Raw genomic sequence first — 22,398 nt, 5'->3', positions numbered from 1 at the left:
TTACTAGATATTCGATATTTGATCAGTGTAATCTAAGTCACTAGGTAGCGTATCCCGTATACCAAATATGAACGGAGATCCTCTTGAAAGCAATAGTCGTGAACAAGCCTCACTCCCCACTGGAACTGGTGGACCGGGAAATTCCGGTTCCGCGCGGACCGGAGGAGGAAGTGATCCGGGTTCTGGCTTGCGGTGTCTGCCACTCTGACCTGCACGTAGCTGATGGTGATTTCGGTGGACCCTACCCTGTCGTGCTGGGACACGAAGTGGTGGGAGAACACCCTGAATTGGGCAGAGTCCTCGTCTACGCACCGTGGGGTTGTGGCCGGCCAGAGTGTCGTCAGTGCACATCAGGCTTGGAGATGATCTGTCCGGACGGTCGCGAAGCGGGCATAGTCTCCGACGGCGGGTACAGCGAATACATGCGGGTCCCCAAACGCGACTACCTCATCCCCATCGGGGATATGGATCCGGCTTCCGCGGCACCGCTCGCCTGTGGGGGCCTGACCGCCTTCCGCGCGGTCAAGCGGGCGCTGCCCCACCTCCAGGGCAAGAACTCCAGGGCGATCGTCATAGGAGCCGGCGGTCTGGGGCAATTCGCCATTCAGTTCCTCAAAGCCCTGACCAACACAGAGTTGACCGTCGTGGATACATCACTCGAAAAGTTGGAGGCGGCCAAGAGTCTTGGCGCGGACATGACATGCGGCGTGGACGGGCTTAGCGGCAAATACGATGCAGTCATCGACTTTGTTGGAGCAGACGCGACAATGGCAGCTGCGGCATCGAGCATCGACCGACAGGGCATCATCGTCGTCGTCGGCCTGTGGGGCGGGCGTATTGAGTTTGGGGTCGGAGTCCTTCCCAGCGAAGCAGTTCTCACCACGAGCATCTGGGGAAGCCTTGATGAGCTCAAGGAGCTTCTGGAGTTCGCCCAAAATCATCCGCTGCAACACGCGGTCGAGCCCATCCCGCTTGACCAGGCCCAGCATGCACATGACCGTCTTCGGGCCGGGGGCATCAAGGGCCGCGCCGTTTTGGTTATGGGCTAGGCCTCCGGGTCACCCATCCGTACATCCCAAATCAACCGTTATAGAACACAAGGAAGTGGACTAGCAAATGACGTCACCAGAAGAAGTATTGACCGTTCCCCAGAGGCCAGCGGGGGAGGGGGAGGCGCCTGACAACCAGTTGCATCGGAACTCCATGGGAGTTGCCGGGATCGTATTTTTCGTGGTGGCAGCTGCCGCACCCATTGCGGGTATGACCGGTCTCGTCCCGAGCACCATCGTCCTGGGCAACGGGGCTGCAGCACCCGGAGCATTCCTTATTGCCGGCATCATGCTGATGTTCTTCGCTGTCGGCTACGCGACCATGAGCCACCATGTGACCCACGCCGGGGCGTTCTTTGCGTACGTGGGGCGGGGCTTGGGTGCGCCATGGGGTGTGGCCGCGGCCTTCGTCTCGGTCTTGTCCTACTGTCTGGTCCAAACGGCCATTTACGGATTCTTCGGGGCAACCGTCTCGCAGAAAATGGCATCCCTTGGGCTTGACCTGCCGTGGTGGTTCTGGTGCCTACTGTGCATCGGCGTCGTCCAGATTTTCGGCGTCCTCAATGTTGACCTCGGCGCCAAAGTCCTCGGGGTCCTGCTCTCGCTGGAGCTCGTCTCGATGATTGTCACCGGACTTGCCGTCGTCTTCCAAGGCGGAGGACCCAATGGACTGGACTTTGCAGCGTCGTTCAGCCCCGTAAACGTATTCCAAGGCGCACCAGGGATTGCATTTGCCTTCGCATTTGCAGGTTTCATCGGATTCGAAGCCACCGCAATCTACGGCGAAGAATGCCGTGATCCCAAACGCACCGTTCCCCGGGCAACCTATGCTGCAGTTACCATCATTACCCTGGTTTTCTCCCTGACATCGTTCGCCGTCATCTCCGGTGCCGGTTCGGCGGACATCGTCAATAAGACGCTCGAAGTCACAACTCTCCAAGGCACGCCGTTGGCCGACCCCACCCAGTTGCTATTCTCCGTCGCAGGGCAATACGTGGGACCTTGGCTGCCCGAAGTCATGAGCTGGCTGCTAATTTCGAGCCTTTTCGCCGGCGTTCTGGCCTTCCACAATTCCGCCACACGTTACTTCTACGCGATGGGCCGCTCGGGGCTGCTGCCGGCCAGCCTCGGCGTCACCGGCCGCTTCAAGACACCCGTACGCGCATCGGTACTTCAGACCACCATTGGCGTGGTGACCATTGTGGCCTTTGCCCTGGCAGGGCTCGACCCGGTCGTAACCCTTTTCTACTGGTTCGCTATCACCGCCATCCTGGGACTGACGTTCATCCAGGGGCTGGTCTGCATCGCGGTCATCCGCTTCTTCAGGGAAACCCGGGCGGACACCCGCATCTGGAATACGTTGGTTGCACCCCTGCTGGGACTGGTGTCCATAATCGTGGCCGAGTACCTCTTGCTCTCGCGTTTCGGACTCATCAGTGGGACGGCGGGCGCCGACAGCCCAGAATGGGAAATGAATGCCACCGGCTGGTGCCTCGTCGCACTCCCCTTCGTTACATTCGCGATTGCGCTGGTCTACGGATTCATCCTCGAGCGCAAGAAGAGCGACACTGAGGTCCTAAAGGAATTCGTTTCCTGATGCGGGAAGCGGGACGGCGGCCGCCGCCGTCCCGCACTCCTGCCATCAAAACATCGGGACAACGACTCTAAGGACGCGCCGTTGAAATACGCTGTGTCAATGACACCGGCCCAATATCCCCCGCCGCGCACCGTGCAACGTCGCCGGAATCTTCGCGAAGAAGTGGCAGAAAGTCTCCGGAACAGAATCCTCACGGGTGAATTCAAGCCCGGCAGCCGAATCGATCTGGTCGCTATATCTGATGAGTGGGGAGTCAGCCAGCTGCCTGTCCGGGAAGCCTTGATAGCTCTCGAAGGCGAGGGTCTGGTCATGTCTTACCCACGCCGAGGCCACTTCGTCCAGGCGCTCCGGCCCGAGGACATTATCGATCACTACGAAATCTTCGGACGAGTGGCGGGCATGGCGGCCGCCCGCGCCGCCCAGATCTTGTCATCTGAACAGATTCACGAACTCGAGACAATCAACGAAGCTATGCGTGCGGGGAAGGACCCCGAAAACCAAGAGAATTACAACTTCCAGTTCCACAAGATCATCAACAGTACGGGAAGTTCCCACCGCCTCATTTCGGTGCTCCGTATACTTTCCAAAACCATGTCCCTACGCTTCAGCGAGATCATTCCCGGCTGGGATGAGCAGGCAGCCGAAGAGCATGACGAGATTCTCGAAGCGCTCCGCCAGGGTGATCCCGAGGCTGCTAGAACCGCCATGGAGAACCATCTGTCAGTCAACGGAGTCCGGGCGGCAGAAGCACTGCAACGCGTGAATTTCTTCCCGGAAGCCTAATCCGGCCCTTCGCAGATGAGCGTGGTTCTTGGGCAGCCCGGATCCGGACTGCCCAAGAACGACGTTCACCGAGGAGCACCCACTGACCGGGCCACGGGCGAAACTCACCGTCCGTGCCGTGAACTGGGCACCCGATGCGCTCCAGCACTGCGACACCTCGGTATCGGTCCTGGCCCACCAGCTCGGCGTCTCCTGGCACACTGTCTGGCACACACCGGCCCACCCGGAGCCGGTATGGTCACCCGAATCGTGGACCACACCCGCACGTAATCCGCCGGACCCCTCAGATCGGCGCCGAACACCTCACCGAGGAACAGGCATCCCGGCTGGACGCGAAGCTCACCAAGGGAGACCCCAACCACGAAGTCACCCTCGCCTGGCAGCGCTACCAGAAGCTCCGAAACTTCGACACCAACGGCGCCTCCAACGGACCCACCGAAGCGATCTAAGGGACTGCCGTTGGGCTACGGCGTCGCCTGGAAAATCTACCGGGGTACTTGACGCGGCCCGTTCGACGACGGCGGGGAGCTCGACGTCCGTTGGAGACGTCTCAGGGCCGTCCATGTTCTAGAGAAACGTGGACGGCCCTTCGTGTGACCGGTCGAGTTAGTCGCGCAGCAACCAGACAGCGTTGTTCGGCTGCAGCCAGCCGTCCTTCACCAGGGGCCCAGCGCTGAGCAGCACGGTTCCGGCCGGCACCTGCACCGGTTCGGTGCCCATGGCAACGGCGACGAAGAAGTCCGGGCTCCGCTCGCAGATCAGCAGGTTTCCGGCTTCGACCCGCCAGGTGCCGCCGCGGGCCCACATCGGATCCACCCGGGACTCGAGCGGGACGTCGACCTCGGGCAGCCCCAGCTCCTGGCCTGATGCAGGTACGCCGGGCCGGGCAGACCCAGCAAGGCCACCAGCGCGGCCCGGGCACGCAGGGCCCCGATCTCGCCGCCGCCGCAGCGGGTGACGGAGCGGACGGTGTCGTGGTTTTCCAGCGTCCACGTGGGGGTGGCGCCGTGGAGCTGGCGGGCGGCTTCGAGTTCGTTTCCGGCGGCGGCCCAGGCGGCGGGGTCCCAGCCGAGTTTCACGAACGCGAACGCGAAGGCCTGCTGCATTTCATCGGGCCGGGTGTAGCGCGCGGCGTGGGCTGGTTCCAGGTTGACCTCGCCCACCAGCAGGCGGTGCGGCTGCTACTTCTCGGCCAGGGTGCGCCAGCGGCGGTAGACCTCATGGACTTCCTCCTGGTCCGAGACCTGCGGGTTGGACCGCAGCCCGTCCACCACCCCGCCGGTGGAGGGCGAGTCCGGCAAGCCCTCGGCCTTGAACAGTGCATGCGCGACGTCGATCCGGAGCCCGTCCACGCCCTTGTTAAACCAGAAGCGCAGCACACCGTCAAAGTAGTCGCCGACGGCGGGGTTGCGCCAGTTCCAGTCCGCCGAAGATGCTCTGCCAGTTGTTCGGCGGGACGTCCCCGCCAGTAAGATCAGCAACACCAGCGCCGATAACGGCGCTCTTCGATGGCTTCGTTAGGCAGACCACCCAGGACATGGTGGCTGGCTGTGGGCCCCACCCCACCTGAGTACCTCGGTAGGTTCAGGGCCGGTTCTCTTTGTGGCCAGTGGAAAGTCACTTAGTCCAGGAGTTTGAACGCGCCGCGACCTGCCAAGCGAGGATCCATGAATACAATCACCAGAGATCCAGGGGGCACTGGTGGATTCTCATATCAGCCGCCTTCCCACCTCCCGGAGAGGTGCAACCACAAAGGAGTAGGCGATGACCAATATTGAGAGCATCACGCTTGAGGCGGAGCTCGTCGGCGAGGACGCAACGCGTGACATTGCGAAGGCCGTGAGTGCTCGTCATTCGATCGCTCGCAAATACGTCATGCGGCTCCGGCGGCGGCACCCGGACGCAACGCCCGCTGAGGTGATCCAGATGTTGGAGCGTCACTACGGAACCTCGATCACTACTGCTGGTGCCCTCATCAGCGCCGGCGCGATCGCGGCTGATATTGGTATCGCGATGATTCCTGGAGTCGGGGCGGCAGCAGCCGGCATGAAGAGTGCGGGACAACAGGCAGCCAAGAAGACTAGCAAGGAAGCCGTCAAATTTGCCGCAAAGAGCGCTGCGAAACAGGCCGCAAAGAACATGGCGCTGGGTACTGCGAAGAACGGTGCACAGCGAGCCGCTGCTCTCCTTCCCGCAGGCGATGAGCAGTTGCAGTTCGAGATCACCGCGGTTTTCGCGCTCGCTATTGCCGATATTCACGGAATGGACCTCGACAAAGACCAGGCCCTCGCCCTTGTCTACGGACTCTCGAACGAACGCGTGAGCCAGAAGCAAATCGCAACGATGGCGACAGACCTATCGGGCGCGTCGCCTGAAAGCATCGTCGGCATCGGCAATAGGATCTCTGCTGGCCGCACCGACTGGTCGCACTGGGCGAACACGCTCGCGGACACCCTCCCTGGAGGCGCCGCGCAGAGTTTGGTTCGGACCATGGAGACGGGTCAGCTGGACGTCGTGCGAGAAAATTTGAGTGGAAAGCAGCAGGCAACGATTGAATATGGAGTTGGAGCCTTGGCGGGAGGAGTCACGCGCTTCGTGTTCGGTCGCGACGTCATCGTCGCTGCCCGGGCAGCGTTCGCCGATGCACCAGACATGTTCCCCGAACATCTGGCCGTCAGTATGAAGGATAATCCTGAAGGCGAAGACCGCGATGTCGAACAGAACCGAGCTCTCGCAGCAATGGAGGACGCCGCGAAGGTGACGGGAAACTGGATTGCTGGCACTGCCAGCACAGTCGGAGGCGGCGTCGCAACGAGCGCTGTGGCAGTGGGCGCCGGGGTAGCCACCGCGGCCGACACGGTAACGCGCGCGTTCCGGAGCGTGGACATCGACGGGGACGGGATCCCGGATGAGGCCCAGGCCCTCACCGTGGTCAAGGGGGTCGGTGGCGCCATCGCCGGTACGGCGGGCTCGGTCGGAGGGAGCGTTGCAGGGCTGTTCAAACGGAAAAAGCGCGGCGAACAGACGGTGGACGAGTCTGAGACCGGCCGCGAGGAATTGGTCGATAAATAACCCGGAGGTTAGTCTACTGCGGACCGTGGTGCGGATGCACTATCACCTGTGGTCGTTCTTCGCCGCTGATGGCAGCTGTCGAGTCTCAAGACATCGTGGACAGTGTGTCCCAGGACATCGTGGACACTCGGACGGGTTTTGCTCGGGTCATGAGCAAAATGCGCCCTGATATCAAGGTCCCGCACTTGGTGGCGACATGGCCTGACGACGCTGAGAGGGGTGCGGTCACACAGTTCTGCCGACGTCATAAGGTGTCCCGGGCTTGGTTAACAAGATCGGCCCATCGGCGGCCGCCGATGGGCCGATCAAAGCCATGGAAACGGTCTCGACCGGCGGCAAGTCGGTCAGTCAGGAAAACGAACCAAGTGACTCCGCCCTACTAATCGTTGGATGGCCAGTTGTCGTCTTGGGCCAGACTTCGCAAAAAATGCCCGTTTGATCGTCCAGGTTCCGCTTTTCTGAGGCGGATCCTGCCAAGCGTCATTCCTGTCCGATGCACGGCTATCCCGGACTTCCCGGAGACGCGCCCGCAAATTTCGTCCTGATCTACTTACTATCTCGGCTGCGTGTCGAACCGGGCTCGACCGAACATCCGCCAACAGCGCGGACATGCCTACAAACCAAAGCCGATTGATCTTCCCCACACGACAAGGCTCCGGGCTGACCTGTCTCAGTGATTGTTGGCGACCGAAGCCCGGCGGCGGCTGGCAAGACCGCCGCCGGGCACAGAAAAGGCTGCCCACGTTCCTCTTGGAAACGTGGACAGCCTCTAGACTGCGGAGCCAAATCCCGCGTGACTGGATTTATTTCGTCCAGGTGCTTCCTGAACAGGAAGCGTTAGCGCCTGCACCATTTCCGATGTTCTTTCCTGCGCTCTTGCCGTCGACAATGATTTCGCAGCTGACAGCGGCCGTGGCTTCGCTGAAGTCACCAATCACGGAAAGGCTTGTGATGTTAAGGTCTTTGGACGTGATGGACTTCTTCCAGTCAGCCGTAACCTTCTCGGTCGAGCTGCCAGAGCCAGTCCAGTAAGAGACCGTGGCAGGACCTGACGTGGTGATGACGTATTCCACCGTGTGCTCGGCATTGATGCTCTCGTCCACGGCCTTAGCGGCGGCGCCGATGGCGGCCGTGATCATTCCGGCGACGATGAGGCTGACGACGCCGAGAATGGTTCCGGCGATTGCCATGCCCCTTTTCCGGTTCTTGAGCAAGAAAGCGATGATGCCAAGGATGATGGCGACCGGGCCCAGGAAGAAGGCGATCATGCCTACCAGCGGAATAATACTGAATACCGCTGCAACGATACCCACGACCAGGGCCGCGACGCCGAGGCCGTTCTTGCGCTTTCCATCGACGAGCTGCACGTTCTGAACCCGCGGTTCGGGTACGACCGCAGGTGCGGTTTCATTCTTGATTTCGGACATTATTTTCCCCTATTTGTTCGAGTTCGTTTGAGACCACTGGAGTGACGCTGCGGAAGGCGCGCATCGACTGGCTGAATTTACCGCGTTTGAGGCGGCAGTAGCGGATGAAGTCCGTTGCCGTTGATAAGTCAGCTGATGATACGCGTGTTAACGATTGTGATCGTTCGGTGGTTCACGCTGAAGCATATGTCATGGCGATGACATAAAATGAAGTACGGGCAGGCGGCCTACTCGCGGGCATTATCATGAATCCCAGATCGAGCAGTCGAGGCCTCAAACTAAAGATAATCTCCGGCCTGAGCCACTGCCGCAGTCGATATTTGTGACCAAATTGAGGCAGAATATCACGACATAAACGGGTGTGCGCCCGCAACAAATGCTCGATGCTTTAGAGCAGGCATTGGGGCGTCGTTACAGCTGCCGAGAAGTTTTGACTGCTCAGCTGCCCAGATGCCAGGAGTAGCTAGCCTCGTTCCAATTGACAGTTGCCGAAAAGCGGTAGCCGGAGGACGAACTATCTGCCTCCGTCTTATTGACCGCGATGCACTGGAAAGTTCCCGTGATGGCCGTCAAGTCGTCTGACGATCCTCCACCCAGCGGCGTGCAGGAAGCCCGGGTGATTGGGCCTGTGAGGACTCCCTTGGTGACGCGGGACTCAGCATCCTTGAGGATTGACTCCTCCAAGGCCGTGACTATTACTTTGCGCTGCGTCCGCTTTGATGCATCGGCAGCTTGTTTTGCTGCGGTCGCGGCTGCCGCTGCTCGAGCGGCCTCGGCCTCTCGGCTGTTCTGGGCTTCGGTGGCTGCCGCCGCTGCTGCTTGTTCGGCGTTCACCTGATTCGTGTGTTGGACATTTAGGGCGATTCCGATTCCGGCAATCACGGCAACGAGGACGATAACAACTATGAGCGCAATGCGCTTGTTCACCTTCGCGAAACGTCGTTTGGCAACGTAGGCCGTTCCGCAACTCGGGCAGTAATCGCCGACGGTTTGGGTCTGAACACTGCATTTGCGGCAGACCCTCGTCTGCTGGTCGTTCTGCTGCGCATCGGCTGCAGAGTCTGGCTCCAGGTCTAAACCAACGTGTGAGCTGCTGCTAGCCACCGGCGGTCCAACTGGTTGGACAAATTCGTGCTTGGACGAATCATCCGATGAGGGGTTCTTCACGGGGTTGTATCTCCTTGCGAAACGCCATATGCGCACCCTGCTCATTGACTTGGGCCGGGTCAGGAAATTCTGAGCAAAAGCATCAGAATAGCTGAGCGATACCTGAACGCTCGCTGGCTGTTAGCTGATCATAGCGGCTCAGATGCGTGGTCTGGCCACAGCGGACTATGCGCGTCCGAGCATGGTGTCAGCAAGTCGGACCTTCCTCTGGTCTGGGCGCTACCCACGCCTCCAACCGAGTCGCGCGGAAAGGCACCGATTCCCTGCGCAGCTGGTATCCAGAGCACATGCGAAAGGGCCGTCCACGTTCCTGTTGCGCCAATTCTTGGCTCGTTCTGAGCGCTGATAGGAGATACGAGTGATACAGCGACGGGTTTCCCCCGATGGAACGTGGACGGCCCTTCTGTGTGGGAGGGCTAGCGGCGCAGCACCCATGCGGCGTTGTCCGGCTGCAGCCAGCCGTCCTCGGCCAGCGGCGCGGCGCTGAGAAGAACGGTCCCCGCGGGGAGTTTCACCGGTTCGGTACCCATGGCAACGGCCACGAAGAAGTCGGCGCTCCGTTCGCAGATCAGCAGGTTCCCGGCCTCGACGCGCCAGGAGCCGCCGTCGTTCGGGCCGAAGACCTCGCTCTTCCACAGCAGCCGGCGCATTTCCAGCGCCTTGGTGACCAGCGCCAGCGAGGACTCCGGGTCCTCCTGCTGGAGTTCGATCGCGTGGGTGCCCCAGTCCGCGGGCTGCGGAAGCCACGGTTCTGATGCCTGAAACGCGATGGCCGGTTCAGCCAGCGAAAAGCCGTGGTTCAGCGCCGCGTCCGCGATCCAAGGCAAGGGAACACGGGCGCCGTCGCGGCAGACGCCTCCGCGGGCCCACATCGGATCCACCCGGCACTCCAGCGGGACGTCGACCTCGGGAAGGCCCAGCTCCTGGCCCTGGTACAGGTAGGCCGGGCCGGGCAGCCCCAGTAACGCCACTAGCGCGGCCCGGGCCCGCATGGCGCCGAGCTCGCCGCCGCCAAAGCGGGTGACGGAGCGGACGATGTCGTGGTTTTCCAGGGCCCACGTCGGAGTGGCGCCGTGGAGCCGGCGGGCAGCTTCGAGCTCGTTCCCGGCGGCGGCCCAGGCGGCCGGATCCCAGCCGAGTTTCACAAATGCGAACGCGAAGGCCTGCTGCATCTCGTCCGCACGGGTGTAGCGGGCGGCGCGGGCCGGTTCCAGGTTGACCTCGCCCACCAGCAGCCGGTGCGGCTCGTACTTCTCGGCCAGGGTGCGCCAGCGGCGGTAGACCTCGTGGACTTCCTCCTGGTCCGAGACCTGCGGGTTGGACCGCAGCCCGTCCACCACCCCGCCGGCGGAGGGCGAGTCGGGCAGGCCCTCGGCCTTGAACAGGGCATGTGCGACGTCGATCCGGAGCCCGTCCACGCCCTTGTCGAACCAGAAGCGCAGCACGCCGTCGAAGTAGTCGCCGACGGCGGGATTGCGCCAGTTCCAGTCCGGCTGCCCGGCGGAGAACAGGTGCAGGTACCAGTCCGTGTCGGTCAACGATTCCGGGTTGGCACGGCTCCACGCCCGGCCGCCGAAGACGCTCTGCCAGTTGTTCGGCGGGACGTCGTCGTCGGAGCCCTCAACGAAGTGGAACATGTCCCGTTTTTGCGAGCCCGGGCCGGCCGCGAGGGCCTGCTGGAACAGCGGGTGCTCCGAGGAGCAGTGGTTGGGGACGACGTCGAGCAGGATCCGCAGGCCGAGTGAGTGCGCCAGCTCCAGCAGCGCATCGAACTGCTCCATGGTGCCGAACAGCGGGTCCACGCCGCAGTAGTCGGACACGTCGTAGCCCTGGTCCAGCTGCGGGGAGGGCTGGAACGGGGTCATCCAGATCCCGTCGACACCGAGCGAGGCGATGTACGGCAGCCGCGCGGTCAGCCCGGCGAGGTCGCCCACGCCGTCGCCGTCGCCGTCGGCGAAGGAGCGCGGATAGACCTGGTAGATCACGGCGGACTGCCACCACTGCACGTCCGGCGTGAGCGTGGTTTCCTCGACGGTGCCGGATTCGACAGGACTCATTTGCTCGCGCCCGCGGTGAGGCCCTCGACGATCCGCCGCTGGAAAATCAGCACCATGATTACGAGCGGGACGGTGACGATCACGCCGGCGGCCATCTGCTCGCCGAAGGGCGCCTGGAATTCGGTGGCACCGGTGAACTTGGAGATCGCGACCGTGGCGGTCTGGATCTTCGGGTCGTTGATCATCGACAGGGCAATGATGAACTCGTTCCAGCTGTGGATGAACGTCAGGATCGCGGTGGTGAAGACGCCCGGCGCGGCGAGCGGCAGCAGCACCCTGCGGAACGCCTGCCACTTGGTGCAGCCGTCGATCATGGCCGCCTCCTCGAGGTCGAACGGCAGGGCCTTCATGAAGGTGGTGAGGTTCCAGACCGCCAGCGGGATCGCGAAGGACAGATTCGGCACGATCATGGCCTGGTAGGTGTTGATCCAGCCGATGTCCGTGAAGAGCCGCAGCAGCGGCACGACGACGGAGATGCCTGGGAACATCGAGGTGGCGATGATGACACCGAGGATCACCGACTTGAAGCGGAAGTTCAGCCGGGAGATCGCGTAGGCGGCGAACACACCCAGGACCAGCGCGAACGAGGTGGTGGTGCCGGCGACGATCAGGGAGTTCAGCAGCGCCTGGCCGAACATCGTGGAGCCGTCGAAGACCTTGGCGTAGTTCTCCAGCGAGAACGGGGCCGGCAGCAGGGTGTTGTCGAAGATGTCCGCGGTGCGGCGGAGGCTGGAGACCAGCATCCAGTAGAACGGGGCCAGGCAGTAGGCGAAGATCAGGGCGAGGCCGGCGTAGACGCTGTAGGAGCGCCAGGTGCGCTTGGCTTTGGGCCGGTTCGACGGCGGCGCGCCGGCTGGGGCGTTCGAGGAGCCGGCGCCGGAGTCGGCCGCGGCATTGCGGAGGTCGGAGATGGTCATCGGGTGGCCTCGGCCTTCTTCTGGTCAGCGTTCGACAGGTCAGCGGCCGCCTGTGTCTGGTTTGCCGCAAGGCGGTTCTTCCGGGCGGTTTTCTTCGACAGCAGCTTCAGTTCCTTGGCGCCGGTGACATCGGCGCCGAGGACCTTCGCGAAGACGATCGCGACGACGGCGACGTACAGGAAGAGCATCACAGCGAACGCGGAGGCGGAGCCGTAGCGCAGCTGGTTGGATTCGTCCCAGGCCAGCATGGAGAGGGTTTCCACGGATTCCTTGCCGGGGCCGATCAGCACGAAGGGCAGGTCGAACATGCGCAGGGCATCGAGCATGCGGAACAGCACGGCGACCAACAGTGTGGGCTTGACCAGCGGGAGGGTGATGGAGCCGAGCTGGCGCCACCAGCCGGCGCCGTCGATCCGGGCGGCTTCGTACACTTCGCCGGGGATGACCTGCATGCCGGCGAGGACCAGCAGGCCGATGAACGGGGCGGTCTTCCAGACTTCGGCGATGATGACGGCGAGCTTGGAGGCGTTGCCTTCGGCGGTCCAGAGGATTTCGCTGCCGAGCAGGGTGTTGGCGATGCCGTCGGACTGGAAGATCCAGCGCCACAGTAGGCCGGAGACTGCGGTGGGCACGGCCCACGGGACCAGGATGCTGGCGCGCAGGAAGGGCCGGCCGCGGAAGGCGCGGTTCATGGCCAGGGCCAGGCAGAGGCCCAGGACGGTTTCGAGGAACACCGTGGTGACGGTGAAGAAGGTGGTGTTGGCGAAGGCGTTCAGGAAGCGCCGGCCGGATTCGCCTACGAACAGGTCGGCATAGTTGGCCAGGCCCACGAAGGATTCCACGTCGGAGACGAAGCCGTCCGCGTCCAGGCCGGATTCGGCGCGGAACAGGGACTGGTGCACCGCGGAGAGCAGCGGGTACACGATCACCAGGGCCAGCACCAGGAGGGTGGGGGAGAGCAGCATCGCGGCCATGCGGCCTTCACCGGGGGAGCGGTGGCCGCGTTTGCGGGGCCCGGGGGCGTGGGGCGTGCCGGTCTGCGCGCCGGCGGGCGGGGCGGTCGTCGTCGTCATGCTTGGTACCTAACTGGAGTTGCAGCGTGCCTGGCCGGCCGGGGTGGACCGGCCGGCCAGGCGTGTGGTCTGGACTGCGGGGGTTACGGCCGGGTTACTTGGTCAGCTCGGTGAGCTTGGCCTGCATGTCGTTCAGGGCCGTGTCCGTGTCCTTGGCTCCGGTGATGGCCGCGTAGGCCTCTTCCTGGATCGCCTTGGTGGTGGCGCCGTACTGGACCACCTTGGGGCGCGGCTGGGCGTTGTTCAGCGAGGTCAGCAGCGTGGGGAAGAACGGACGCTTGGCAACGACGGCGGGATCCTCGAACAGCGAGGCGTAGACCGGGGCGCGGGAGGACAGCGCGAGGCGCTTCTGGGCCTGCTCCTCGCTGGTGAAGAACTTCACGAACTCCAGGGCGGTGGCCTTGTTCGGGGTGAACGGGGAGATGGCCAGGCTGCGGCCGCCGAGGGTGGAAACGCCGGGGCCGTCCGTGCCGGGGATGGAGGTGATGTCGAACTTTCCGGCCACCTTGCTGGATCCGTCGGTGGCGCTCAGGGAGGCATGCAGGAAGGGCCAGTTGCGCATAAAGACGAGCTTGCCGTCCTGGAATGCGCGGCGGCCCTGCTCCTCGAGATAGGTGATGGCGTCGGAGGGGAACATTCCGTCCTTGAAGCCGTTCACCAGCAGGTTCAGGCCCTCCTTGGCTTCGGGGGTGTTGACGGTGGGCTTGCCGTCGGCGTCGACGATCGAGCCGCCGGCGGAGGCCACGGCCTCGGAGAAGTTGACCGTGAGGGCCTCGTTCTTGTCGAACTGGCCGGTGTAGCAGGACATGCCGGCGGCTTCGGGGAGGGCCAGGATGGCCTTGCAGGCGGTCTTCATCTCGTCCCAGGTCTTCGGCGGGGCGGCGATGCCGGCGGCCTTCAGCAGGTCCGAGCGGAAGTAGAACAGCGCGCCGTCGGTGTAGTACGGGGCGCCGACCAGGGAGTCCCGGTAGGTCGCGGCGTTGACCGTGGCGGGGATCATCTTCTCGGTGGGGACGGCGTCCGCGGGCAGCGGCAGGATCCACTTGTTGGCGGCGAACTCGGAGGTCCAGACGACGTCGAGGTTCAGGACGCTGAAGGTGTCGGACTTGATCTGCGCGTTCTGGATGAGCTGCTGGCGCTGCTGGTCCGCGGAGTCCGGCAGTTCGATGAACGTGACTTTCTCCTCCGGGTGGGCGGCGTTCCATTCCTCGATGCTCTTGTTCGCGGCACCCGAGGCGTCCCGGTTGGAGACGTAGTTGATGGGGCCCTTGCCCTCGAAGGACGCGGCGGCGGCCTTCGGGGTGCTCTTCGCTTCCGTGGCGGTCCCGCCGCAGCCGGTGAGGGCGACGGCGGCGACGGTCAGGGTGGCGGTGGTGGCGAGAAGAGTCTGCCAGGTGCGGCGGCGCTGCCTCATGTGTTGCTCCTTGTTATCTGGGGTGGTGCGGGTGGTTTTGGTGCATGCGGAACTGCGGCGGCTGCCTGGTTGGTGGCACGGGGGGGTGCCGGCTGCCGCCGGTGGAGTGGTGGTCTGTTGGGGTTAGCTGGCGGGTTCCGGGGTGCCGGCCGGGGCTGAACCGGGCGGGGCGGTGGAGCCGCGCTCCGGGGTGCCGGCCGGGGCTGAACCGGGCGGGGCGGTGGAGCCGCGCTCGATCAGCCGGTGCGGCATGATTTTTGGCCCCAGGTCGCGGGAGCGGAGCAGCTTTTTCACGGCCATCCGGCCCATTTCCTCAAGGGGCTGGGCCATGGTGCTCAGCGGCGGGTTCACGTGCAAGGCAGTGGAGGTGTTGTCGAAGCCCAGGACGGACACGTCCTCCGGCACCCGGAGCCCGCGGCGCTGCAGTTCATTGACGACGGCGGCACCCATCTCATCGCTCATCGCGAAGATCGCGGTGATGCCGGGGTCCTGTTGCAGCAGCTCGCCGACGCCGGGGGCGCCGCTTTCGTAGAAGAAGCTGCCGGTGGCCGTCACCGGAGTGCAGTTCGCTTCGGTCATGGCGCGGAGGTAGCCGCGCCTTCGGGGCTGGGCCACGTAGATCGACGCCGGGTCGCCGGTCAGCAGGCCGATGCGGCGGTGGCCGAGCCGCAACAGGTGACGCGTCGCGTCGTAGGCTGCCTGCTCGTCGTCGATGGCCACACTCGGGGAGCCCGACTTGTCGCTGATGGCGACGGAGATGATGGGGACGTTGGGGCCCAGCAGCTGCCTGGTCTCCGGCGTAATCACCGCGGAGATGAGAATGACGCCGGCGGCCCGATAAGTGCGCATGGTTCGTAGGTAGCCGGCGATGTAGGCGGATTTGGCGCCGGTGCGGCCGAGCATCACGGCGTAGCCGCGTTCCTGGGCCTCCTCCTCCACACCCTGCATGACCTGGGAGGCCAGGGCGTCCGACACCATGGGGGCGAGGAGCCCGATCACGGAGGTCTGCCGGGTCTTCAGGCCCCGGGCAAGGTAGTCCGTTTCGTAACTGAGGCTCTTGACCGCGGTTTCGACCCGTTCGCGGGTCTCGTCCGAGTAGCCGACGAGCCCGTTGACAACCCGGGAGACGGTGGCCGGGGAGACGCCGGCGTGCTTGGCGACATCGCGGATGGTGACCACTGTTCCTCCTCCCTGAGGGTGTCTTTGTTGTCTGCCCGCGTTACGTAATCGGTTTCGGAAAACGGTTTACGTAAACGGTTTCGTTAGGTGCAGGGTCAACACTAGGGGGTGCGTGCGGGATCGCGTTGCGTTTCGTAAACGAGTGAGCCTGGCGCGTATTCCGCGCAGCTGCGTTCCAGACGGCATGCCGGTTTCGGCGAAAAGGACGACGACGGCGGGATTTGCCGGAGAAGCGGTGGCAGCCGCTAGCGGGACGGCAGTTGCTGCTGCAGTCAGGACTGTGTGCATGGGGTGGTTGTTCGGGGGCGATCTGCAGCTGTAAAGTCGGTGCCTGCCCGCGCTAGGGAAATGCAAATGCTGCGTTCGGTGCGGGCGCCGGAGGGAAGATCAACGCGGAGGTAGCGGGGCACTTTTGGCCTCTGTCTCTCGCAACTCCAATGGCGGCGCCGCCAAAAATACATTTGCCCAATTCCGTGATGTAGCCCGGCCCGGCTATGCGTGGAAGGCGATCGCCGATAACGGGACGACATTCAACGGCGACCTGATGAGCTTCCCTTCCGTAATGTACCTCACAGACGGGGAGCGATTCCCATCTGCCTTGGGCCCGGGGAAAAGGCCACCGGGAAGATCATCCTCGATGTACCGACAGCTACCGGCGTGCTTGTCCACAAGCAGGGTTTCATGAAGGCTGGCTGGGGATGGGCATACCCCGCCAAGTAATACCATACAAAAAGGCCCTCACCGGCGTTGATGCTGGTGAGGGCCTTTTTTTGTCGGCACCCTGCAAATCGCAAGCGGGCAGGGGGGCGTACGAGGTCGGCGCTACTCCTCCTATGCTTCGTGCTTCAGGCAGATAGCGGCAAGGAAGTTCTCCTGCTTTGTTCCGTCTGCGCGAGTTTGCACAACGTACGTCACGCGGTGATCCGTATTCTCTTGGCAGGTTTCGCAGTGGGCGACCTGATTCTTATGAGTCTTCATGCCTTGAGACTACAAGGGCCCAGCGGGTAGGCACGTAAGCGCGAGAACCTTTCGTACTTCGCCTCTCCCCTTCGGCTAGTCTTGGGTGGTCCTGTGGTCCTGTGGTCGGCGGGGGCTTGGGCCAGCGGTTTTTACTGCTCCACAAGCTGAATCGGCCAGTCCGTCAACTCAGATTCAACGTCTCCGTGTCCTGTAGTGACCACAGCACGAAACCCCTTGGGGTCAAGATTGTGATCCTTTGCAGCGTTCGCCACCCACTGCTGAGGAAAATACCGCGTTTTTGACTGCCCAGGCCCCAACGTCCAAGGCAAAGGATCCTCCCACCGCTGGAAAAGAGTAGGAGTGATCTTTCCTCCCCCCGTGTTTGGCACGAGCACGACCGATTCAACGACTGTCGTACCTGTCCGCCCCTTGTTCGTCGCTGTCACTATGACGAAATCATCGGGGTCCGTCCCGACTAGGGCCGTGCCAACTTTGACTTCGACTCTGGCACTATCCGACCACCGGAACCAGAATGTCAGCCCAACCGAGGCCAACGAAATCAGGATTGCGATTGCAGGCCAGAGCGCAGACCAGGGGTCGCCGCCAACTACTTCTACTTGAATTACGTCTAGGTACACCGACTGAGTCTAGCTACAGCCGTGGACAGTCCCTTTTCTGCACTACTTCAGTTCAAGTGCCCGGCGGTAAGTTTCCCGCGTCTCCCGGAAAAACTCGAGGTAGCCGATCATCCCGGGGGCCACTTATAGTGGCCATACCGTCGGGCAGGTTCTCCTCAGCCCACGAGCGCCGTGCCCCGGCCCATGCCGCCCAAAGCTGATACTCCGAAGTTCCAAGCCATTCCAATGGCACGAAAACAGCAAGGGCAGCGGGCGCGCCAAGGACAGAGCCGGGCTCCCTCGGCTTGCGCCTAACCACGGCGATCCCCATACACGCCACGGGCACCACGCGCCGAAACCTCCCACAGCTTCTTACCCGCAGCCTTCAAACCTCTCGGCACAGCTATAGACATCACTTCCTTTAACCTCAGAAAGGCCCCTCAAAGGGCCTCAAAACTGCCTTATTAACTCGCATACGCCAGAGGACCGTACCGCGCCACGGCAGGGCAATACCGGCCTGAGGGCCTTGCAAGGGCTCATCGATTGAACCCGCGGGGGATATTTGTTGCTATGCCGGAGGTGCGAACGCTGGGCGGAGCTGGGGGTGGTCCCCCTACCATTTCCGTGACGTTTGGGGATAAGACAGCCTGGCATAAGCGGGCTCGCTTTTCGGTTACGCTTTTCGTTGTGGTAGAACCCAAAGACGTTGCCCTCTTCGCGGCGGTTTTCGCCGCACTTGTTACGAGCCTCTTCAATTTGAGGGTGGCTTCGGACCAGCGGAAAACTCAGAACAGGCACTGGCTTCTTGGTCGCAAGCAAGAAGCATATGTGCGATTTCTCGACGCCCGGCGCGAGATGATCAATCTGGCAAAACGTGAACCGGATCCTGCGAAGTTGCTGAAGGGCAGGAAAAAACTTCTCGGTGACCTAAGGCCAACGGCTATCATGCTGCTTGGGCCGGCCGACATAAGTAAAGCTGCGGAAGACATTTACGACGAAACGAAAAAGCTCATTAATCCCGACGAGGTAGTTATCTGGAATCCGGAAATGGAGGCTGCTGTTGCCCAAATCCACGAGGACACCAAAGTTCTCAGGCACATGATGAAAGAGGACATCCGGGCCGACTTGGAGCTGGATCAAAACAGACCCGGCTTCCGAAATTGGTCAGGTCGTAACCTCTAGGTGCCAGCTGCCCCTTGACCCTTGGCCTTACAGTGACGGACATGAGTAAGAACTTCACATATTTTTGTTGGCCCAAAAGACAAAGGTCATCGCCCGCGCTGACGAATCGTCATTCCCAGAGGCACACGAATGGGGGCGAGTATCGGTGGACCGGATCATATGGTTCGGGAGCCGCCGCGCCTGATGGTCCGTTACCTGAGGCCAGCCAAGCAACAACCATCTGGTTCCCGACGCCTGATCACTAACTGCACACGTCCTGTTACCGCCCTATCGCCGAGGGTCGATCCGCAGCGATAGGGCCAGTAGGGCAAAACTGCCCTTAGCTAACCGCCGTTTCAGTTGGTTTGCGAACGCTGGTTCTAGGAAAAACCGTAGAACCACCTAGAACTTGGTAGAACTCGGAATACCTGAGGTCGTCACACCTAAGAGCCCAGGGCTGACAGTCTGGGTTTGAGCCCCATGCGCCCGCCTGCTATCAGTTCGGTCCGCCGGAAGACTCTGGAACGCACGGCAGCTCCCGTTGTCGGGCCGACTACCGGATGACGGGGCTCGGTCAGCAGCGGCGCCGAGGAGCCCGAAGCGGAGGCCTTCATGCTGAGCGGATCGTCTCGCTGCGGTTAGATGGTGTCTATGACTGAATCTGGGGACGACATGGCTAGGAGCAACCGCCTTCATCGGCTGGCGGCTGCCGTAGGAGACCGTCTGATGGCCTGGGGCGATCCAGCCCGTCACGAGCCGAGACGGAGGCCTTCGTTACGAGTGGAGACGGCGGAAGAACGGGCAATCAGGCACTACGTCGAACTAGAGTCGGACGAAGACGTTGAGTCCGTGGAACTCGTCAAACGCCACCGCGTTTTGAGTCAGGCCTATGAAGCGTTCGATGTGCGTTGCGCTCGGTCCCGTTGGTGGGTTATCACCAACCTGACCAACCTCTACAGCCAGGACCAGTTCAGGACGGCGGACGAAGCGTTCTCTTTCCATGTGGGCTTGGCGATGCGGCTCTGGGAGCGCGATCGCGTAACCGTCGAAACCGAGCCGCGATCGGTCAGCGAGACGGCTTGGCGAAAGTACGCGGTCGCTGTGGAGGCGCTCGGAGAAGCCAACGATGCAGAGGACTATCAGGCCGTAGGCGTTCGGCTTCGCGAGGCAATGATTGCCTTGGTCAAGGATCAAGCGGCGCATGACTGGGTAGCCGATATTTCGGACCCGCCTCAACTGGCGAACATCAAGGACTGGCTGCAAATCTTTGCGGTAAAGATGACTTCTAAGCGGCGGCAGCGGGCTTACGTGCGTGCCATATGGGAAAAGACTTGGGACCTCGTGGTCCACCTCCAACACGACTCGACTGCTGTGGCTTGGGACGCCGAGCTTGCAGTGAATGCCGTGAACCATGCCTTAGAAGGGTTCATGTACATGAGAGTGAACGCAGTGAAGGATGGCGGCCTGCGCTGCCCGCTGTGCCAGTCGCACAGATTCGCAGGCACGCTCAATTGGGGCTCCGACGGTGAACTAATGGAGTGGGACGAATGTTCGGCGTGCAGGTATGCAACCGAGCCGGCAGGCACCGGCGTTCGAAGATCGTAGTCGAGCCGGTGGCATGTCCTACGTGACCACTACCCCGAAGGCAAGCGGGCACGGCGCTTGCGCAGTCATCAGTCAGGCGCAGCCCACTTGGGCAAGGGCCTGTTAATTGCGTGCGGAGAGTGTCAAGCCTGTTATCTCTCAAGACATCGGTGACAGGAGCGTGTTGAGCCTGTGATGCCTTGAGACATCACAGGCTACAATTGGCGGGATTTCCTAACCAGAATCCGAAGACACAACTTGAACTGACATCTCGTGTAGGAGAATTGCACTTTATGAAGAAGCTCCCACTAGTTCTGGCTCTAATTCTAGTCGTTTCCGGATGTGCATCTTCAGCATCTCCAGCATCTCCAGCATCTTCACCTGGTCAAACCCAGGTCGAAGTCGAACAACGAGTGGCTGAACCAGAAGCCAAAGCTGAAGACACAATTTGCAACATCGATGAGAACTTCGGCAAATGCTTTTATGGGCAAACAGCGATATATAAAGACTCCCGCCGTAGTGGGGATCAGGTTTTGCTCGAGATCACGGTGCAAGAACCTCAAGAATTCAAGCCTGGGAAAGACGCGCACTTCGCTACCACGACCCTTGGGGGTAAACAGGAGAAAGGTGCCGACAACCTTTTCTTCGATATCTCCATCAAGAATTTGTCCGAAAAGGTCATTTTGGGACGTAGTGACGTCGAGTTAGTCGCCAACAGTGCTAAGGATGGCGACTCTGACATCCGTACCGTCCAGGATGACAAGGTGAAAGCCTACTGGGATGCAAAACTTCAGCCAGGACAAAGCTCAACTATGAGAACTGGCTGGAATTTCAACGACGCTTCTAAACCTACCTTCAATGTCCGTATTGATGGACTCGGTGGAAATAGCGTCACTTTTTCACACAAGTAGCAACCAAGAAGCTTCATCGAAGGGATGTTAAAAATCCATCCACCCGGTGCATCAAGCTGCATCTCCTCTGGATGATTCAGTCCTATTGGGTTCAGTGGTCGTAGGCCGTCAGGGAGCGTTTTCGGGGTTCGTTGGGTTTCCAGGCGTGCCCATGACGTTTCGGCCCACGATCAGGCGGTAGTCCGCCTTCAGAACATGAAGGCGGACCGCTACAGCTGTTCCGTGAAAACCAGTGCAGCAACCCCGCGACATGTGCTACGAAAATCCTATGGTGTGGTGCTGACGCGCCGCTGCACCAGCGGCCAGTGCATGAGAAGTCCCCCGGTTATCGTCGCCGCCGAACGAGTAACTACGCACTGAGCTAGAACAAGTGTCCACCAGCCACACCAGACTCGAGGCTGATGCTTGGCGCTCGATCTGCCCTTTTTCGGCCCACGTCACGCCCCAGCCCTTCCAGAACCCAACGCGTGAAGTGATCTGTGGCGATGACCTTGCCGAGAAGTTATTTCTGTCGTGGTTCCAGGCATACAAAAGGGGCTAGAACAGTGAGGATCTCGGCCAGTTCGGTGGGCCAGCCAGATCCCGGCCCTACCGCCATTTGTCTGGCTGTTGCAGATAGCTCTGCCGGCCCTGGTTACGCATCTGCGTCCAAATTCTTGTCTAGCGGAAGCAATGCCGGGACGGTCTGCGAGTCCGGCAGTAACGAACCAACTGTTCCAGGAAGCGGCTTTACTTCGAAGCCCTTCAGCCGTGCAGAAGGATAGAACCGCTGCATGGGCATGTGCATTTTCGCTGCACCGGGTTCACTCCCCATGGCTAAGAGTGCCCGATGGCGGCGGACCGCGTCCGCCACCGACGTTATTAGCATGAGCTTTATCTCCGCTGGCATGTCGGGGACGAGCATGCATCCATAGGGGCGTCCAAGATCGACAAATTCTAAGTTGTGTCTCGGAATGAACTCAGACGGGAAAAGGGCTGTTATTACCATCGTGAACTTCAGTTTGCCAGGCTCGGCGTCGTCCCACGATGCCCCGATCTGTTGGACCTGATTGTCATCGATCATGATCCCACCGGGACCGGTCACCGCGTCGAACAACGGCTTGATGATGTTGTCGATGTCCGCCACGATGTGGGTGTTGTAGCGGCGTTCTTCTGAGATGAACCAAGTTATTTCTGCTTTGACATCACCAGTGAAGATGCGATCCGTGTTGTTCTTTATAGCCGCGGCGAGAGCTGACTGAAAGGTCTTCTTCCGGTCGGAATCTGTTTGCAGTGAAACGGGATCAACAGTGGCTTCAATTCTGACTGCCGAGTCGAAGCCAATGATCTGGGTAACGCTGAAGTGGGCGGCTTCCGCCGTGGTAGTTCGTCTCAATTCTGTCCTCAGTCGGCGCTACGTGGGGGGGGGGGGGGGGGGGGGCAAAACCCCC

19 protein-coding genes and 1 pseudogene are annotated in these 22,398 nt (G+C 61.6%); 9 read left to right on the top strand and 11 right to left on the bottom strand.

From position 1 onward, the window contains the following. Window positions 1-83: 83 nt before the first annotated feature. From QCD75_RS09400 to QCD75_RS09385, 4 genes are all read left to right on the top strand, one after another. Complete coding sequence (locus QCD75_RS09400; protein WP_301227908.1) at window positions 84-1,049, top strand: alcohol dehydrogenase catalytic domain-containing protein; 966 nt, start codon at window positions 84-86, stop codon at window positions 1,047-1,049. A gap of 67 nt (window positions 1,050-1,116) precedes the next feature. Next, entirely contained in the window at window positions 1,117-2,646 is a 1,530-nt protein-coding gene (locus tag QCD75_RS09395) for an APC family permease (RefSeq protein WP_441005458.1), read from the top strand. Window positions 2,647-2,745: 99 nt separating this feature from the next. Then, window positions 2,746-3,429 (top strand): GntR family transcriptional regulator, encoded by a 684-nt coding sequence (locus QCD75_RS09390; RefSeq protein ID WP_301227907.1) that lies wholly within the window; start codon window positions 2,746-2,748, stop codon window positions 3,427-3,429. 118 nt (window positions 3,430-3,547) lie between these two features. Next, window positions 3,548-4,000: a hypothetical protein gene (locus QCD75_RS09385; RefSeq protein ID WP_367400643.1), complete on the top strand. Its 453-nt coding sequence runs from the start codon at window positions 3,548-3,550 to the stop codon at window positions 3,998-4,000. A 35-nt stretch (window positions 4,001-4,035) separates the two neighbouring features. On the opposite strand, the gene QCD75_RS09380 is transcribed toward QCD75_RS09385, so the two are convergent. After that, window positions 4,036-4,236 (bottom strand): hypothetical protein, encoded by a 201-nt coding sequence (locus QCD75_RS09380; protein WP_301227904.1) that lies wholly within the window; start codon window positions 4,234-4,236, stop codon window positions 4,036-4,038. Then, window positions 4,188-4,808, bottom strand: a pseudogene (locus tag QCD75_RS09375) (alpha-amylase family glycosyl hydrolase). Before QCD75_RS09375 ends, QCD75_RS09380 begins: the two are co-directional and overlap by 49 nt. A gap of 385 nt (window positions 4,809-5,193) precedes the next feature. On the opposite strand from QCD75_RS09375, the gene QCD75_RS09370 reads away from it, so the two are divergent. Together QCD75_RS09370 and QCD75_RS09365 are read left to right on the top strand one after the other, a co-directional pair. After that, window positions 5,194-6,501, top strand: coding sequence for a hypothetical protein (locus QCD75_RS09370; protein ID WP_301227902.1), 1,308 nt, complete (start codon window positions 5,194-5,196; stop codon window positions 6,499-6,501). Window positions 6,502-6,763: 262 nt separating this feature from the next. Continuing rightward, window positions 6,764-6,940 (top strand): hypothetical protein, encoded by a 177-nt coding sequence (locus QCD75_RS09365; protein WP_301227900.1) that lies wholly within the window; start codon window positions 6,764-6,766, stop codon window positions 6,938-6,940. Between the two features lie 364 nt (window positions 6,941-7,304). Here the strand turns inward: QCD75_RS09365 and QCD75_RS09360 are convergent, their stop codons facing one another. The 8 genes from QCD75_RS09360 to QCD75_RS09325 form a co-directional block, all read right to left on the bottom strand. After that, window positions 7,305-7,928, bottom strand: coding sequence for a DUF4190 domain-containing protein (locus tag QCD75_RS09360; RefSeq protein ID WP_301227898.1), 624 nt, complete (start codon window positions 7,926-7,928; stop codon window positions 7,305-7,307). Between the two features lie 438 nt (window positions 7,929-8,366). Then, on the bottom strand, window positions 8,367-9,095 hold the full coding sequence (locus tag QCD75_RS09355; protein WP_301227896.1) for a hypothetical protein: 729 nt from the start codon (window positions 9,093-9,095) through the stop codon (window positions 8,367-8,369). Between the two features lie 416 nt (window positions 9,096-9,511). Beyond that, window positions 9,512-11,152: an alpha-amylase family glycosyl hydrolase gene (locus QCD75_RS09350; RefSeq protein ID WP_301227894.1), complete on the bottom strand. Its 1,641-nt coding sequence runs from the start codon at window positions 11,150-11,152 to the stop codon at window positions 9,512-9,514. Continuing rightward, window positions 11,149-12,069 carry a carbohydrate ABC transporter permease gene (locus QCD75_RS09345; protein ID WP_301227892.1) on the bottom strand — a complete coding sequence of 307 codons (921 nt, stop codon included), beginning with the start codon at window positions 12,067-12,069 and terminating at the stop codon, window positions 11,149-11,151. Before QCD75_RS09345 ends, QCD75_RS09350 begins: the two co-directional genes overlap by 4 nt. Next, window positions 12,066-13,142: a carbohydrate ABC transporter permease gene (locus tag QCD75_RS09340; protein ID WP_301227890.1), complete on the bottom strand. Its 1,077-nt coding sequence runs from the start codon at window positions 13,140-13,142 to the stop codon at window positions 12,066-12,068. The genes QCD75_RS09345 and QCD75_RS09340 overlap by 4 nt, the downstream gene beginning before the upstream one ends. A gap of 94 nt (window positions 13,143-13,236) precedes the next feature. After that, window positions 13,237-14,556 (bottom strand): ABC transporter substrate-binding protein, encoded by a 1,320-nt coding sequence (locus tag QCD75_RS09335; protein ID WP_301227888.1) that lies wholly within the window; start codon window positions 14,554-14,556, stop codon window positions 13,237-13,239. 123 nt (window positions 14,557-14,679) lie between these two features. After that, on the bottom strand, window positions 14,680-15,735 hold the full coding sequence (locus QCD75_RS09330; protein ID WP_301227886.1) for a LacI family DNA-binding transcriptional regulator: 1,056 nt from the start codon (window positions 15,733-15,735) through the stop codon (window positions 14,680-14,682). 1,109 nt (window positions 15,736-16,844) lie between these two features. Continuing rightward, complete coding sequence (locus QCD75_RS09325; RefSeq protein ID WP_301227884.1) at window positions 16,845-17,333, bottom strand: hypothetical protein; 489 nt, start codon at window positions 17,331-17,333, stop codon at window positions 16,845-16,847. A 666-nt stretch (window positions 17,334-17,999) separates the two neighbouring features. On the opposite strand from QCD75_RS09325, the gene QCD75_RS09320 reads away from it, so the two are divergent. From QCD75_RS09320 to QCD75_RS09310, 3 genes are all read left to right on the top strand, one after another. Continuing rightward, window positions 18,000-18,494, top strand: a complete 495-nt coding sequence (locus QCD75_RS09320) for a hypothetical protein (protein WP_301227882.1) — start codon at window positions 18,000-18,002, stop codon at window positions 18,492-18,494. 828 nt (window positions 18,495-19,322) lie between these two features. Next, window positions 19,323-20,078 carry a hypothetical protein gene (locus QCD75_RS09315; RefSeq protein WP_301227880.1) on the top strand — a complete coding sequence of 252 codons (756 nt, stop codon included), beginning with the start codon at window positions 19,323-19,325 and terminating at the stop codon, window positions 20,076-20,078. 272 nt (window positions 20,079-20,350) lie between these two features. After that, entirely contained in the window at window positions 20,351-20,968 is a 618-nt protein-coding gene (locus QCD75_RS09310) for a hypothetical protein (protein WP_301227878.1), read from the top strand. A 634-nt stretch (window positions 20,969-21,602) separates the two neighbouring features. Here QCD75_RS09310 and QCD75_RS09305 read toward each other — a convergent pair. Further along, window positions 21,603-22,343: a RusA family crossover junction endodeoxyribonuclease gene (locus QCD75_RS09305; RefSeq protein WP_301227876.1), complete on the bottom strand. Its 741-nt coding sequence runs from the start codon at window positions 22,341-22,343 to the stop codon at window positions 21,603-21,605. Between the last annotated feature and the right edge of the window lie 55 nt (window positions 22,344-22,398).

Source organism: Arthrobacter sp. PsM3 (genome assembly GCF_030433895.1).
GTDB lineage: Bacteria > Actinomycetota > Actinomycetes > Actinomycetales > Micrococcaceae > Arthrobacter.
The sequence above is the reverse complement of the archived record's forward strand: the minus strand, read 5'-3'. Positions and strand labels throughout refer to the sequence as shown.

Coding starts and splice junctions, on each gene's coding strand:
- QCD75_RS09395 (WP_441005458.1), top strand. CDS start 1,117: ATGACGTCACCAGAAGAAGTATTGACCGTTCCCCAGAGGCCAGCGGGG.
- QCD75_RS09390 (WP_301227907.1), top strand. CDS start 2,746: ATGACACCGGCCCAATATCCCCCGCCGCGCACCGTGCAACGTCGCCGG.
- QCD75_RS09380 (WP_301227904.1), bottom strand. CDS start 4,236: ATGTGGGCCCGCGGCGGCACCTGGCGGGTCGAAGCCGGAAACCTGCTG.
- QCD75_RS09370 (WP_301227902.1), top strand. CDS start 5,194: ATGACCAATATTGAGAGCATCACGCTTGAGGCGGAGCTCGTCGGCGAG.
- QCD75_RS09360 (WP_301227898.1), bottom strand. CDS start 7,928: ATGTCCGAAATCAAGAATGAAACCGCACCTGCGGTCGTACCCGAACCG.
- QCD75_RS09350 (WP_301227894.1), bottom strand. CDS start 11,152: ATGAGTCCTGTCGAATCCGGCACCGTCGAGGAAACCACGCTCACGCCG.
- QCD75_RS09345 (WP_301227892.1), bottom strand. CDS start 12,069: ATGACCATCTCCGACCTCCGCAATGCCGCGGCCGACTCCGGCGCCGGC.
- QCD75_RS09340 (WP_301227890.1), bottom strand. CDS start 13,142: ATGACGACGACGACCGCCCCGCCCGCCGGCGCGCAGACCGGCACGCCC.
- QCD75_RS09335 (WP_301227888.1), bottom strand. CDS start 14,556: ATGAGGCAGCGCCGCCGCACCTGGCAGACTCTTCTCGCCACCACCGCC.
- QCD75_RS09310 (WP_301227878.1), top strand. CDS start 20,351: ATGAAGAAGCTCCCACTAGTTCTGGCTCTAATTCTAGTCGTTTCCGGA.